Genomic DNA, 13,791 nt, shown 5'->3' on the forward strand with positions numbered 1-13,791 from the left:
GGAGGAGGCGGACAGATGACGGACTTCCCCTGGCTCACCGCACTGGTGGTCCTGCCCGCGCTCGGCGCGGTCGCGCTGTGGGCGCTGCCCGCAGGCGCGCGCCGGCACAGCCGCACGATCGCGCTCGCGGTCACGCTCGCCGAGCTGCTGCTCGCCGCGGGCGCGTTCGGCGCGTTCGACACGGGTGCCGCCGGCACCCACCAGCTGGTCGAGACCTACCCGTGGATCCCGGCGTTCGGTGCCTCGTGGGCGCTCGGCGTCGACGGCGTCGGCCTGGCCCTGATCGCGATGTCGGTCCTGCTGGTCCCGCTCGTCGTGCTCGCCGCCTGGCGGGAGCAGGGCTCGGGCGACGTGCCCACCGACCGGCTGCGGCACTACCTGGCGCTCGTCCTGCTGCTCGAGGCGTTCATCGTGCTCGTGTTCGCCGCGCGCGACGTCTTCCTGTTCTACGTCGTCTTCGAGGCGATGCTGATCCCCGTCTACTTCATGATCGGCGGGTTCGGCGGGGCGCGGCGCCGGTACGCCGCGGTGAAGTTCCTGCTCTACTCGCTCGCCGGCGGGCTGGTCATGCTCATCGGCGTCATCGGCCTGTACCTGCAGGGGCCGGGCGGGCCGGAGGGCTTCCTCGTCGAGAACCTCGTCGGCCTCGACATCGCGCCGACGCTCGAGCGGTGGCTGTTCCTGTCGTTCTTCGTCGCGTTCGCGATCAAGGCGCCGATGTTCCCCGTGCACACGTGGCTGCCCGACGCGGCCGAGCAGGCGCCCGCCGGCACCTCGACGCTGCTCGTCGGCGTGCTCGACAAGGTCGGCACGTTCGGCATGCTCACGCTCTGCCTCCCGCTGTTCCCGTCGGCGTCGCGGTGGGCCGCCCCGGCCGTCATCGTGCTCGCCGTGGTGTCGGTGCTCTACGGCGCGCTGCTCGCGATCGGGCAGAAGGACCTCATGCGCCTGGTGGCGTACACCTCGGTGTCGCACTTCGGCTTCATCGTGCTGGGGATCTTCGCGTTCACGTCGACGTCGGTGGCCGGCTCGTCGTTCTACATGGTCAACCACGGGCTCTCGACCGGGGCGCTGTTCCTGCTCGTCGGCTTCCTCGCCGCGCGGCGCGGGTCGCAGCAGGTCGCGGACTTCGGCGGCCTGCAGAAGGTCGTGCCGGTGATGGCGGGGATGTTCCTCGTCGTCGGCCTCTCGGCGCTGTCGCTGCCGGGGCTGTCGACGTTCGTCAGCGAGATCCTCGTGCTCGTCGGCAGCTTCCCGCGGCACCCCCTCGCGGCCGCCGTGGCGACGCTCGGCGTCGTGCTCGCGGCCGTCTACGTGCTGTGGACCTACCAGCGCCTGTTCAACGGGCCCGTCCGGCCCGAGCTGGGGCAGATGCCGGAGGCGTCGGCGCGCGAGCGCTGGGTCGTCGGCCCCCTGATCGCCGCGATGCTCGTGCTCGGGTTCCTGCCCGGGCCCGCGCTCGCCCTCGTGCGGCCCCCCGCCGAGACGACGCTCACGCAGGTGGGCGTCGAGGACGTCGAGCCCGACGTCCTCGTAGCCGAGCCCGCGTCCGAGGGGAGCGACCGGTGACCGCCTTCACCCCGCCCGACATCGCCTGGGGCCCGCTGGTCCCCGTGCTCGTCGTCCTGCTGGCCGCCGTGGCCGGCGTGCTCGTCGAGGCGTTCGTGCCCGACCGGCTGCGCCGTCCCGTGCAGCTCGGCCTGAGCATCGCCGCGCTCGCCGGTGCGCTCGTCGCCGTCGCGGCCCTGTGGGGCGGCGTGCGCCGCACCGGCGGCACGGACGTGCTCGGCGGGTCCCTCGTCGTGGACGGGCCGACGCTCGTCCTGCAGGGCACGCTCGCGCTGCTCGCGCTGCTGTCCGTCCTGCTCTTCGCCGACCGGCTCACGGGCGGGGAGGACGCGTTCGCGCCGTCCGCCGCGGCCGTGCCCGGCTCGGACTACGAGGAGGTCGCGCGGCGCAAGGGGCTGCGGCAGACCGAGGTGTTCCCGCTCCTGCTCTTCGCGACCGGCGGGATGATGATCTTCCCCGCGACGGCCGACCTGCTGACGCTGTTCGTCGCGCTCGAGGTGCTGTCGCTGCCGCTCTACCTGCTCGCGGGTCTGGCCCGCCGGCGGCGCCTGCTCTCGCAGGAGGCGTCGATGAAGTACTTCCTGCTCGGCGCGTTCGCGTCCGCGATCATGCTGTTCGGCATCGCGCTGCTCTACGGGTACAGCGGCTCGGTGCGGTTCGCCGACATCGCCGCCGCGACCAGCGCGCCGAGCGGCCTCGACGACCTGCTGCTCGTGGGCGCGGTGCTGCTGCTCGTCGGCCTGCTGTTCAAGGTCGGCGCGGTGCCGTTCCACATGTGGACGCCCGACGTCTACCAGGGCGCCCCCACGCCCGTCACCGCGTTCATGGCCGCGTGCACCAAGGTCGCCGCGTTCGGCGCCCTGCTGCGCGTGGTCTACGTGATGCTGCCCGGCATGTCGTGGGACCTCGAGGTCGTCCTGTGGGTCGTCGCGATCCTCACGATGGTCGTCGGGACCGTCGCGGCGCTCGTGCAGACCGACGTGAAGCGGCTGCTCGCGTACTCGTCCATCGCGCACGCGGGCTTCGTCCTGACGGGCGTCGTGGCGCTGGACCAGAGCGGCGTCACGGGCGTGCTCTTCTACCTGCTCGCGTACGGCGCGACGACGGTCGGCGCGTTCGGACTCGTGACTCTCGTGCGTGAGCGCGGTGCGGGTGACGTCGACGGTGAGCCCGCCGTGCTCGGCGAGGCCACGCGCCTGTCGCAGTGGGCGGGCCTCGGCCGGTCGCACCCGGTGCTGGCCGTGACGTTCACGCTCTTCCTGCTCTCGTTCGCCGGCATCCCGCTCACGGCGGGCTTCACCGGCAAGTTCGCCGTCTTCACGGCGGCCGTCGAGGGCGGGGCGTGGCCGCTCGCGCTCGTCGGGGTCCTGTCCTCCGTCGCCGCCGCGTTCTTCTACGTCCGCATCATCGTCCTGATGTTCTTCACGGAGGCCGCGGGCGCGGACGACGGCGGCTCCGCGCGGCCCGTCCCGGCGGCGGTCGGTGGCGGTGCCACCGCGGCCGGTGCCGCGGACGGCACGGCGGACGGCCCGGCGGACCCCGCACCGGTCGCGGCCACGGAGGCGGCCCCGGCCGCCGTCGCCACCGCGCAGGCGCCGGAGCGCGCCGGCACGACCGTGGTCGCCGGGGAGGGGCTGACGCTCGTCGCCGTCGGCGTGTGCGCCGTGCTGACGGTCGTGCTCGGCGTCGCACCGCAGCCCGTGCTCGACGCGATCGGCTCCGTGGCGGTGCTCCTGCCGTGACGCGACGCCAGGGTGCCGGACGAATCGCCCGGAACCGGACGGGAGCGACGCCCCGTTCCGTGCGACGACGTGCGGACGGATAGGTTCGTCCCGTGACGACCGCCCTCGCCCTCCCGCTGCACGACGCCGAGCTGGCGGAGCGCCTGACCGGCCGCATGTCCCTGGTCGAGGAGCTGCTGCGCGACTCCGTCACGTCGACCGACCCGATCGCGGACCTCGCCTCCCGGCACCTCGTCAACGCGGGCGGCAAGCGGCTGCGCCCGCTGCTCACCCTGCTCACCGCCGAGCTCGGGCACGCCGACCGCCGCGAGGTGGTCGACGCGGCCGCCGTCGTCGAGCTGACCCACCTCGCGACGCTGTACCACGACGACGTCATGGACTCCGCGCCCGTGCGTCGCGGGGCGCCGTCGGCGCACGAGGTGTGGGGCAACTCCGTCGCGATCCTCACGGGCGACCTCCTCTTCGCCCGCGCGTCGTCGATCGTGTCGGGGCTCGGCCCCGAGGCCGTGCGCATCCAGGCCGCGACGTTCGAGCGCCTGTGCCTCGGACAGCTGCACGAGACGGTCGGCCCGCGCCCCGAGGAGGACCCGGTCGAGCACTACCTGCAGGTCCTCTCGGACAAGACGGCGTCCCTGATCGCGACGTCCGCGCGGTTCGGCGCGATGTTCGCGGGGTGCTCGGCCGAGGTGGTGCGGACCGTCACGACGTTCGGCGAGACGATCGGCGTCGCGTTCCAGCTGGCCGACGACGTCATCGACCTCACCTCGGACGGCACCGTCACCGGCAAGACGCCCGGCACCGACCTGCGCGAGGGCGTCCCCACGATGCCGGCGCTGCTCCTGCGGGCCCGGGCCGGCGCGCCCGACGCCACGGACGCCGACCGCGCGGCGCTCGCGCTGCTGGAGTCCGACCTGTCGGAGGACGCGGCCCTCGCCGCGGCCGTGCAGGCGCTGCGCGAGCACGACGTCGTCGCCCTGACGCGCCGCCGGGCCGTCGACCTCGCGCACCAGGCGGTCGCCGAGCTGGGGCCGCTGCCCGCGGGACCGGTCAAGGAGGCCCTCGTGGCCTTCGCCGAGGCGCTCGTCGACCGCGCGTCGTGACGGGGTGACGTGATGGGAGCCGGCGTCGAGCTGCGGTCCGCGGTCGTGACCGACCGTGCCGCACGGGACACGAACGAGGACAGCGCGTGGGCCGCGGACGGCCTGTACGTGGTCGCCGACGGCATGGGCGGGCACGAGGCCGGCGAGGTCGCGTCGCGCGTCGCGATCGAGTCGGTGAGCGTGCTCGCGGGGGCCGAGCCGACGCTCGACGACGCCGGCGACGTGCTGCGCGAGGCCCACCGGCGCGTGCGGGACCTGCCGGCGGGCGGGGACAGGCGGCCCGGGACGACCCTCACGGGCGTCGTCGTCACCAGCCGCGACGGCGAGCCGTGCTGGCTCGTCCTCAACGTCGGCGACTCGCGCACCTACCGCATGGTCGGCGGGGTCCTCGAACAGCTCACGCGGGACCACTCGGAGGTGGCCGAGCTCGTCGCGGAGGGCCTGCTCGCGGTCGAGGACGCCGCGTTCCACCCCCGTCGCCACGTCGTCACGCGCGTCCTCGGCGGCGGGTCGCCGTCCGTCGAGCCGGACCTGTGGCTCTTCCCCGTCAGCCAGGGCGACCGCATGGTGGTGTGCTCCGACGGCCTCACCGACGTGCTGACCGACGCCCGCATCCAGGCCGTGCTGCGCGTGCGGACCGACGTGCGCGACGCCGCCGAGCGCCTCGTGCGCGAGGCCCTCGCCGCGGGCGCCCAGGACAACGTGACGGTCGTCGTGGTCGACGCTCTCGCGGTCACGCGCACGGGCGTCACGGACGCCGCCGGGCGATGACGGCGAGCCCCGCGGGGGGACGCGCGTGAGCGCCCGCGCCGCCGCGCCGCGGTGCGCGACCTGCGGGATGCCGCTCCCGCCCGACGCGGCCTCGTGCGCCGTGTGCGGCGCCCGCGTCCCGCTCATCGCCCGCCCCGACCTCGCCCGGCGTGCGTCGGACGGGAGGGCGACCGGTCGCCGCACGGCGGTGCCGTCGCCGGCGCCGAACCAGCTCGCGGGCGGCGTCCACGACCCTCGCGGGGACCTCCCCGCGCCCGTCGCGCGCCGGACGGGCGACGGCGGCGCCGCCCCGGCCCCGGCGCCGTTCGGTCCCGCGGTGCGTCGCCGCGCCGTCGAGCCGGTGCCCGTCCTGCCGCCGCCGTCGCTCGCCCGGCGCGCGCTCGCCCTCGCGGTCGACGCGGGGGTGGCGGCGGTGGCGGCCGGTGCGGCCGGCGGGGCGGCCCTGATCGGCGGCGCACCCCCGCTCGCCGCCGCCGCCACGGCCGCCCTGCTCGTGGCCGTGGCCCAGGTCGTCGCGGAGGGGGTCACCGGCACGACGGCGGGCGCCGTGGCGCTCGGGCTGCGTACCGTCACGCACGCGACCGGCCGCGTCCCGGGTGTCGGGCGCGCGTTCGTCCGGCAGCTCGTGGTCGGGCTCGGCGTGCCGCTGCTGCTCGCCGGGGCGTGGCTCGTCGCCGCGTCCGCGACGTTCGACCGGGGGCCCCACCGGCGCGGGTGGCACGACAAGGCGTCCGGCACGCGCGTGGTCGACGCCACCGTGCCGCCGGCCGGGCGCGCCCCGGAGCCGCCTGCCGCGGCTCCGCTCGATGCCGTCCCGCGCGGGAGCGGTCTGCCGGACCTCCCTCTGCGCGGGACCGCTCTGCCCGGTCCTGCTCTGCCCGGCCCTGTTCGGCCGGACCCTGCTCACCCCGGTCCCGCGCCGGTCGCCGCCGCCCAGCCCGGTGCCACGGCGCCGGTCACCGCGCCCGTCACCGCGTCGATCCCCGCGGCGCCCGGGGGCGAGCTCCCGGCCACCGGCGCCGTGCCGCCGCCGACGCGGGTGACCGCCGACCTGCCGCCGGCGCCGCTCGCACCGGTGCGGGCCGCGGGGGCGGACACCCGCCCTGCCCCGGAGGACCCCCTCCCCGCCGAGCGCCCCGCCGTGCGGCGCGCCGACCTGCGGGGCGACGCCGGGCCGGTGCCACCGGTCGCCGCGCCGTCGTCCCCGGACGGGCTCGACGGCACCGACCCGGGTGCGGGGCGCTGGGCACCGCCGGCCGGGTCGGCGCTGCACGACGAGCTGGTCGAGCTGGAGCACACGCGCGTGCGCCACCCCGCCCAGCTGCGCCGCCGCGCCGTGACCCTCGCGCTGCAGTTCGACACCGGGCCCCGCGTGCGCGTCGTCGGCCGCGGCCTGGCCGGACGCGGCCCGCGTGCCGAGGACGGCGCGGACATCCTGCACGTCGTCGCCGTGGACGACCCGTCCCGCTCGGTCTCGCGCGTGCACCTCGAGTTCGGTCCGCTGCCCGCGACGGCACCCGACGAGGCCGTCCGGCTGTGGGTGCTCGACCGGGGGTCGACGAACGGCACGGTCGTCGTCGCGCCCGACGGCGAGGCCCGCGTGCTGCCACCGGGCACGCGCGGGGTCGTCGGCGCGGGGTGGACGCTGCGCCTGGGGGAGCGGGTCGTCCGCGTCGAGGACGACTGAGGCCCGGACGACTGAGGCCCGCGCGGCCGCACTCAGCGCGCGGGTGCGGCGCCGGGGTCGCTCACGTCTCCCGCCGCGAGGGCTCCGGCGTGCCCCGCGTCGAGCGCGGCCGGCTCGGCCGGGCCGCCGGGCGACGGCGCGGTGCGGCGGGTCCTGGCACGCGCGGCGAGGCGGGTCGCGCGGGCGTTGCGGAGCCCGTCGGCCGTGAGCACGAGCAGCGCGACCCACACCAGACCGAAGCCCCACCACCGTGCGGGCGGCATCTCCTCGCCGGCGACGAGCACGCCGATCGCGAGCTGCAGCACGGGGGCGAGGTACTGCAGCATGCCGACGACGGACAGCGGCAGGCGGCGTGCGGCGGAGTTGAACAGCAGCAGCGGTATCGCGGTCAGCACGCCGGACGCCGCGAGCCCCGCGGCGTGCCACGGGCCGTGCGCGCCCCACGTGCCCGTCCCGGTGGCCTGCAGCCAGGCGAGGTAGCCGACGGCGAGGGGCACGAGCACGGCCGTCTCGGCGGCGAGGCCCGGCAGGGCGGGGACGCGCGCGCCGACCGTGCTCTTGATGAGCCCGTACACCCCGAAGCTCGCGGCGAGCGTGAGGGCGATCCACGGCAGCCGTCCCAGGCCGGCGGTGATGACGACGACGGCCGCCGCCCCGAGGCCGAGCGCCACCCACTGCACGGCGCGCAGGCGCTCGCCGAGCACGAGCACCGCCAGCCCGACGGTCACGAGGGGGTTGATGAAGTACCCGAGGGCGGCGTCGACGACGTGCCCCGTCGTGACGCCGTGCACGAACACCAGCCAGTTCACGGCGAGCAGCACGGCGGCGAGCGTGAGGCGGGCGAGGAGGCGGCCGTCGCGCAGCACCGTCAGGAAGGTGCCCCACGTGCGCGTCGCGAGCAGCAGCAGGACGCAGAACAGCAGGGACCACACGACGCGGTGGGCGATGATCTCGACCGGGCCGGCCGGTGCCAGCAGCGGGAAGAACAGCGGCAGGCCGCCCCACATGACGTAGGCGGCGACACCGGCCGCGAGGCCGGCCCGGCGGTCGGGGGCGGGGTCCTCGGGCACAGGTCACTGTAGGCGCGGCTGCGCTGGCCTGCACGAACATCCGCCGTCCACATCGTGGTCTGTCCGTATCGTGGAGTGGACATGAGGGTGACCTCACCCGAGCGACTAGCATCGGACGAGCAGCGTCCTCGCCTGCGCCGCTCGCACGCCGCGGACGGGCACACCGCCCGCACCGCGGCCCCGTCGCGGCGGCCGGCAGGCGAGGGCTCCCCGACCGGAAGGCAGCAGCGACCCGTGAGCACCCCGACCCTGCGCGTCGCCATCGTCGGCGCCGGACCGGCCGGCATCTACGCGGCCGACATCCTGTCGAAGACCGACCTCGACGTCAGCATCGACCTGTTCGAGCGCCTGCCCGCGCCGTTCGGCCTGGTCCGCTACGGCGTCGCGCCGGACCACCCGCGGATCAAGCAGATCATCGTCGCGCTGCACAAGGTGCTCGAGCGCGGCGACATCCGGCTCATCGCGAACGTCGACTACGGCACGGACCTCAAGCTCGACGACCTGCGCCACTTCTACGACGCGGTCATCTTCTCCACCGGCTCGATCCGCGACGCCGCCCTCGCGATCCCCGGCATCGACCTCGAGGGCTCCTACGGCGCGGCGGACTTCGTCTCCTGGTACGACGGGCACCCCGACGTGCCGCGCACGTGGCCGCTCGAGGCGCAGCAGGTCGCCGTGCTGGGCGCCGGCAACGTCGCGCTCGACGTCGCCCGGATCCTCGCCAAGCACGCCGACGACCTGCTGCCCACCGAGGTGCCCGACAACGTCTACGACGTCCTCAAGGCGAACCCCGTCACGGACGTGCACGTCTTCGCCCGCCGCGGTCCCGCGCAGGCCAAGTTCTCGCCGCTCGAGCTGCGCGAGCTGGGCCACGTGCCCGACGTCGACGTCGTCGTCTACCCGGAGGACTTCGACTTCGACGAGGGCTCCGAGGCGGCGATCCGCTCGAGCAACCAGACCAAGCAGGTCGTCAAGACCCTCACGGACTGGACCCTGAAGGAGCCCGAGGACCTCACGGCCTCGCGCCGCATCCACCTGCACTTCCTGCACAAGCCGGTCGAGGTGCTGGGCGAGGACGGCCGGGTCGTCGCGCTGCGCACCGAGCGCACGCGGCTGCGGGGTGACGGCAACGTCGTCGGCACCGGCGAGACGTACGAGTGGCCCGTCCAGGCGGTCTACCGCGCGGTGGGCTACTTCGGCTCCCCGCTCGTCGACATCCCGTTCGACGACGTCGCGGGCGTCATCCCCAACCGCGAGGGCCGCGTGGTCGACGTGGACGGCGAGCCGCTGCCGGGCATCTACGCGACGGGCTGGATCAAGCGCGGTCCCGTCGGCCTCATCGGCCACACCAAGTCGGACGCCTCTGAGACGGTCCGCCACCTCGGCGAGGACGTCGCGGCCGCCGGCGCGGCGTTCTACACCGCCGCCGAGCGGGACCCGCAGGCCGTCCTCGAGTTCCTCACCGCCCGCGGGGCCGAGCCGATCGACTGGTCGGGCTGGGAGCTGCTCGACGCCTACGAGCGCTCGCTCGGCGAGCCGCACGGGCGCCAGCGCGTCAAGGTCGTCCCCCGCGAGCACATGGTCGCGGTCGCGCGCGGCCGCGGGCTGACCACCGACTGACCCCGACCCGACGAGGGCCCCGCACGCGCGACGTGCGGGGCCCTCGTCGTACCGGCGGCAGTGCGGCGTGCCCGGTGGTGCCGGCCGCCGGTCGCGTCAGCTCGTGAAGCGCTGCAGGAAGTCACGCGTGCGCGGGCGCTGCGGGTCGCCGAGCACCTGCGCCGCCGGGCCGTGCTCGTGCACCCGGCCCGCGTGCAGGAAGACGACCTCGTCGGCGACGTCCCGCGCGAACGCCATCTCGTGCGTGGCGAGCAGCATCGTCAGCCCCGACCCCTTGAGCTCGCCCAGGAGGTCGAGCACCTCGCCGACGAGCTCGGGGTCGAGCGCGCTCGTGACCTCGTCGAGCAGCAGGACGGCGGGCCGGGACACCAGCGCCCGGGCGATCGCGACGCGCTGCTGCTGCCCCCCGGACAGCTCGTCGGGGAACGACCGGGCCTTGCCGGCGAGGCCGACCCGCTCGAGCACGGCCATCGCCTGCTCGTCCGCGTCGCGCCGGCCGACCCCGTGCACGAGCCGCGGCGCGAGCGTCACGTTGTCGAGCACGCGCAGGTGCGGGAACAGGTTGTAGGCCTGGAACACCATGCCCATGCGCGCGCGGACCGCGTTGGCGTCCAGGCGCGGGTCGGTGATGTCCGTGCCCTCGAGCTCGATGACGCCGTCGTCGACGTCCTCCAGCAGGTCGACGCAGCGCAGCAGCGTCGACTTGCCCGACCCGGACGCCCCGATGAGGACGACGACCCGGTGCGCGTGCACGTCGAGCGAGAGGTCGTCGAGCACGACGTGCTCGCCGAACGCCTTGCGCAGGTGGCGCACGGACAGCAGCGGCGCGCCTGCGTCGTGCGCCGTCACCGCAGCGCCCCCGCGCCGGCGAGGCCGCCCTGGGCGCCGAGCCAGCCCGAGCGCCGGGCGAGCGCGTCGGTCAGGCGCGTCAGGGGGATCGTGAGCGCGACGAACAGCACGCCCGCGAGCACGTAGGGCGTGAAGTTCGCGTACGTCGCCGTCGAGATCTGCGCGGCGCGCACGGCGTCGACCGCGCCGAGGATCGAGATCAGGCCGGAGTCCTTGCTCAGCGACACGAGGTCGTTGAGCAGCGGCGGCACGACGCGGCGCACGGCCTGCGGCAGGACGACGTGGCGCATCGCCTGCCCGCGGCTCAGCCCGAGCGAACGTGCGGCGGCGACCTGCGACGGGTGCACGGACTCGATGCCCGCGCGGAACACCTCGGCGACGTACGCGGAGTACGTGAGCACGAGGGCGAGGCCGCCGAGCACGACGGCCGACGTCGGCACGCCCTGCAGCCGCAGGCCGGGCAGCCCGAACCCGACGAGCAGCAGCACGAGGATGAGCGGCAGGCCGCGGAAGACGTCGACGTACGCGGTGGCGAGCAGGCGCAGCGGCGCGAAGGCCGGGCCCTGCAGCGTGCGCGCGAGCGCGAGCAGGAGCGCCACCACGACGATCACGACGGCGCACACCGCCATGACCCGCACGTTGAGCCACAGCCCCTCGAGCACGGCGGGCAGCGCGCGGCGCGCGACGTCGGCGTCGAAGAACGACGCGCGCACGCGCGGCCAGCCGGGTGTGGCGCGCACCGCCAGCACGGCGACGACCGCGAGGCCGATCGTCGACGCGAACGCGACGGCGGTGGACCGCCGCGCCCGTGCGCGCCGGTACGCCTCGCGCTCGCGCTGCCGCGCCGACGCGGTCCAGACGGGCGCGGAGGCGTCCGGCGTGGTCGCGGTCACCCGAGGACGGGTGCGCCGGCGGCGTCGGTCAGCCAGCGCGCCTCGAGCTGCGCGAGGGTGCCGCCCGCCCGGAGCGCCTCGACGGCGTCGGTGACCGCGTCGGTCAGCGGGCTGCCCTTGTCGAGCACGAACCCGAAGGCGTCCCCGCCGGCGCTGTCGGGGAGCTGGCCGACCAGCACGCCGCCGTCGAGCTCCGCCGCGGTCATGTACAGCGCCGTGGGCAGGTCGACGACGATCGCGTCGACGAGCCCGGCGACCAGCGCCTGCTTGACCTGGTCGTTGTCGTTGTAGACGGCGATGTCGGCCGTCGGCGCGATGCTCTCCTGCGCGGCGGTGAGGCTCGTCGTGCCGACCATCGCACCGAGGCGCACGCCCTGCAGCTCCGCGAGCGTCGTGGCGGTGGCGGCCGGTGTCCCCTCGAGCGCGACGACCGTCTGCGACGTCTCGTAGTACGGCGCGGAGAAGTCGAGGCTGGCGCGTCGCTCGTCGCTGATCGACACCTGGTTGACCGCCACGTCGAACGCCTTGGCGCCCGGCGCGATGATCTGCTCGAACGTCGCGTCGACCCACACGACCTCGTCCGCGGCGTAGCCCAGCTCCTCGGCGACGGCGTACGCGACGGCGGCCTCGAACCCCTCGCCGCTCTCCGGCTCGCCGACGACCCACGGCTCGTACGCCGGCCTCGACGTGGCGACCGTGAGGACGCCCTCGGTGACCGTCGCGGGCGCGCCGTCGCCGGCGGGGCCCGTGGCGGCGTCGGACCCCTCGTCGACGGGCGCGCACGCCGCGAGCGCCAGGGCGGCGACGGCGGCCAGGGCGGTGAGTCGGGCGGTGCGCATGGGGTCTCCTCGGGCAGCGGGGCGGTGCGCACAGGATAGTGAGACGCGGCGGGCTGCCCGGCGCCACGGCCGGGGAACGAGACCGCCGGGCGGCGCGTTCACCCGGGAGAGGCACGCGGCCGCCCGACGCGGGCGGGGGAGGACGGACATGGGGCACCAGCACTTCAACGGCCTGAAGACGGCGGCGCTGTTCGGCGCGATGTGGGCCGTCCTGCTCGGCATCGGCTACCTGCTCGGTGGCGGACGGCCGGGCTGGCTCCTGCTCTTCGCGGGCATCGGGCTGGTGACGACCGCGTACAGCTACTGGAACTCGGACAAGATCGCGATCCGGGCCATGCGTGCACGGCCGGTCAGCGAGATCGAGCAGCCGGGGATGTACCGGATCGTGCGCGAGCTGTCGACGGCCGCGCGCCAGCCGATGCCGCGCCTGTACATCTCCCCGACGATGGCCCCGAACGCGTTCGCGACGGGCCGCAACCCGCAGAACGCCGCCGTGTGCTGCACCGAGGGCATCCTGCAGATGCTCGACGAGCGCGAGCTGCGCGGGGTCCTCGGGCACGAGCTGATGCACGTCTACAACCGCGACATCCTCACGTCGTCGGTGGCCGCGGCGATCGCGGGCGTCATCACCTCGCTCGCCCAGTTCGCGCTGTACTTCGGCGGCGGCGGCCGCCGCGAGGGCGGCAACCCGCTGGCGGGGCTCCTGCTCGCGCTGCTGGCCCCGGTCGCCGCGAGCCTCATCCAGCTCGCGATCAGCCGCACGCGGGAGTACGACGCCGACGAGGACGGCGCGGCCCTCACCGGGGACCCCCTCGCGCTCGCGTCGGCGCTGCGCAAGCTCGACGCGGGCACGCACGCCCGCCCGTTGCCGCAGGAGCGCGAGCTCGTCGACGTCTCGCACCTGATGATCGCGAACCCGTTCCGCGGCGGCGGCCTGGGCCGGATGTTCGCGACGCACCCGCCGATGGCCGAGCGCATCGCACGGCTCGAGGCCCTCGCCGGCAACCAGGGCGGGCTCACGCGCTACTGACGCGGCCCACCCGGCGGTCCGCGACGCCACGAGGGCGCCCCACGACGTGGTCGCGGGGCGCCCTCGTGCCGTCGGACCCGTGCCTCAGCGGTAGTTGGTGAACTGCAGGGCCGCGTCGACGTCGGCGCCCTTCAGGAGCGCGATCGCGGCCTGCAGGTCGTCGCGGCTCTTGGCCGAGACGCGCAGCTCGTCGCCCTGGATCTGCGTCTTGACGCCCTTCGGCCCCTCGTCGCGGACGAGCTTCGCGAGCTGCTTGGCGACCTCGGTGCTGAGGCCCTCCTTGATGCTCGCGGCCAGGCGGTACTCCTTGCCCGAGGGCTTCGGCTCGCCGTCGCCCGTGTCGAGCGACTTCAGCGAGATGCCCCGCTTGATGAGCTTGGACTGCAGGACGTCCAGCACCGCCAGGACGCGCTCCGAGGAGTTCGCGACCATGAGGATGCTCTCGCCGCTCCACGCGACGGACGCCCCCACGCCCTTGAAGTCGTACCGCTGGGCGATCTCCTTCGCGGCCTGGTTCAGGGCGTTGTCGACCTCCTGCCGGTCGACCTTGCTGACGACGTCGAACGAGGACTCGCTCGCCATGGTGCTCCCTCCCGGCGCCCGCGGGTGGGGGCGCCTCGT

12 protein-coding genes are annotated in these 13,791 nt (G+C 75.4%); 7 read left to right on the forward strand and 5 right to left on the reverse strand.

Going from position 1 to position 13,791, the window contains the following annotated elements; genetic code table 11:
- Positions 1-15: 15 nt before the first annotated feature.
- The 5 genes from E5225_RS04130 to E5225_RS04150 all read left to right on the forward strand — a co-directional run bounded on the left by E5225_RS04130 (position 16) and on the right by E5225_RS04150 (position 6,869).
- A complete protein-coding gene (locus tag E5225_RS04130) occupies positions 16-1,569 on the forward strand; it encodes an NADH-quinone oxidoreductase subunit M (RefSeq protein ID WP_135972902.1) in 1,554 nt (517 codons plus the stop codon).
- Positions 1,566-3,311: an NADH-quinone oxidoreductase subunit NuoN gene (nuoN, locus tag E5225_RS04135; protein WP_135972901.1), complete on the forward strand. Its 1,746-nt coding sequence runs from the start codon at positions 1,566-1,568 to the stop codon at positions 3,309-3,311. The genes E5225_RS04130 and nuoN overlap by 4 nt, the downstream gene beginning before the upstream one ends.
- Before the next feature lie 92 nt (positions 3,312-3,403).
- Positions 3,404-4,411, forward strand: a complete 1,008-nt coding sequence (locus E5225_RS04140) for a polyprenyl synthetase family protein (RefSeq protein ID WP_135972900.1) — start codon at positions 3,404-3,406, stop codon at positions 4,409-4,411.
- A 12-nt stretch (positions 4,412-4,423) separates the two neighbouring features.
- Positions 4,424-5,182, forward strand: coding sequence for a PP2C family protein-serine/threonine phosphatase (locus E5225_RS04145; RefSeq protein ID WP_135972899.1), 759 nt, complete (start codon positions 4,424-4,426; stop codon positions 5,180-5,182).
- A 67-nt stretch (positions 5,183-5,249) separates the two neighbouring features.
- Entirely contained in the window at positions 5,250-6,869 is a 1,620-nt protein-coding gene (locus tag E5225_RS04150) for an RDD family protein (RefSeq protein WP_136225314.1), read from the forward strand.
- A 32-nt stretch (positions 6,870-6,901) separates the two neighbouring features.
- On the opposite strand, the gene rarD is transcribed toward E5225_RS04150, so the two are convergent.
- Positions 6,902-7,939 (reverse strand): EamA family transporter RarD, encoded by a 1,038-nt coding sequence (rarD, locus tag E5225_RS04155; protein WP_135975047.1) that lies wholly within the window; start codon positions 7,937-7,939, stop codon positions 6,902-6,904.
- Between the two features lie 234 nt (positions 7,940-8,173).
- On the opposite strand from rarD, the gene E5225_RS04160 reads away from it, so the two are divergent.
- Complete coding sequence (locus E5225_RS04160; protein ID WP_135975045.1) at positions 8,174-9,559, forward strand: FAD-dependent oxidoreductase; 1,386 nt, start codon at positions 8,174-8,176, stop codon at positions 9,557-9,559.
- Positions 9,560-9,655: 96 nt separating this feature from the next.
- Here the strand turns inward: E5225_RS04160 and E5225_RS04165 are convergent, their stop codons facing one another.
- Genes E5225_RS04165 through E5225_RS04175 form a run of 3 tightly spaced genes read right to left on the reverse strand, consistent with a single transcriptional unit; the run spans position 9,656 to position 12,140 of the window.
- Positions 9,656-10,408 (reverse strand): amino acid ABC transporter ATP-binding protein, encoded by a 753-nt coding sequence (locus E5225_RS04165; protein ID WP_135975043.1) that lies wholly within the window; start codon positions 10,406-10,408, stop codon positions 9,656-9,658.
- A complete protein-coding gene (locus tag E5225_RS04170; protein WP_208012618.1) occupies positions 10,405-11,301 on the reverse strand; it encodes an amino acid ABC transporter permease in 897 nt (298 codons plus the stop codon). Before E5225_RS04170 ends, E5225_RS04165 begins: the two co-directional genes overlap by 4 nt.
- Entirely contained in the window at positions 11,298-12,140 is an 843-nt protein-coding gene (locus E5225_RS04175; RefSeq protein ID WP_135975041.1) for an ABC transporter substrate-binding protein, read from the reverse strand. Before E5225_RS04175 ends, E5225_RS04170 begins: the two co-directional genes overlap by 4 nt.
- A gap of 148 nt (positions 12,141-12,288) precedes the next feature.
- Here E5225_RS04175 and htpX point away from each other — a divergent pair, with 148 nt between their 5' ends.
- The gene (htpX, locus tag E5225_RS04180) at positions 12,289-13,170 is read left to right on the forward strand and encodes a zinc metalloprotease HtpX (protein ID WP_135975039.1); all 882 of its coding nucleotides are present in this window, start codon (positions 12,289-12,291) and stop codon (positions 13,168-13,170) included.
- 84 nt (positions 13,171-13,254) lie between these two features.
- On the opposite strand, the gene E5225_RS04185 is transcribed toward htpX, so the two are convergent.
- Entirely contained in the window at positions 13,255-13,752 is a 498-nt protein-coding gene (locus E5225_RS04185; RefSeq protein WP_135975037.1) for a YajQ family cyclic di-GMP-binding protein, read from the reverse strand.
- Positions 13,753-13,791 lie beyond the last annotated feature (39 nt).

The sequence above is a fragment of the Cellulomonas shaoxiangyii genome (assembly GCF_004798685.1).
Taxonomy (GTDB): domain Bacteria; phylum Actinomycetota; class Actinomycetes; order Actinomycetales; family Cellulomonadaceae; genus Cellulomonas; species Cellulomonas shaoxiangyii.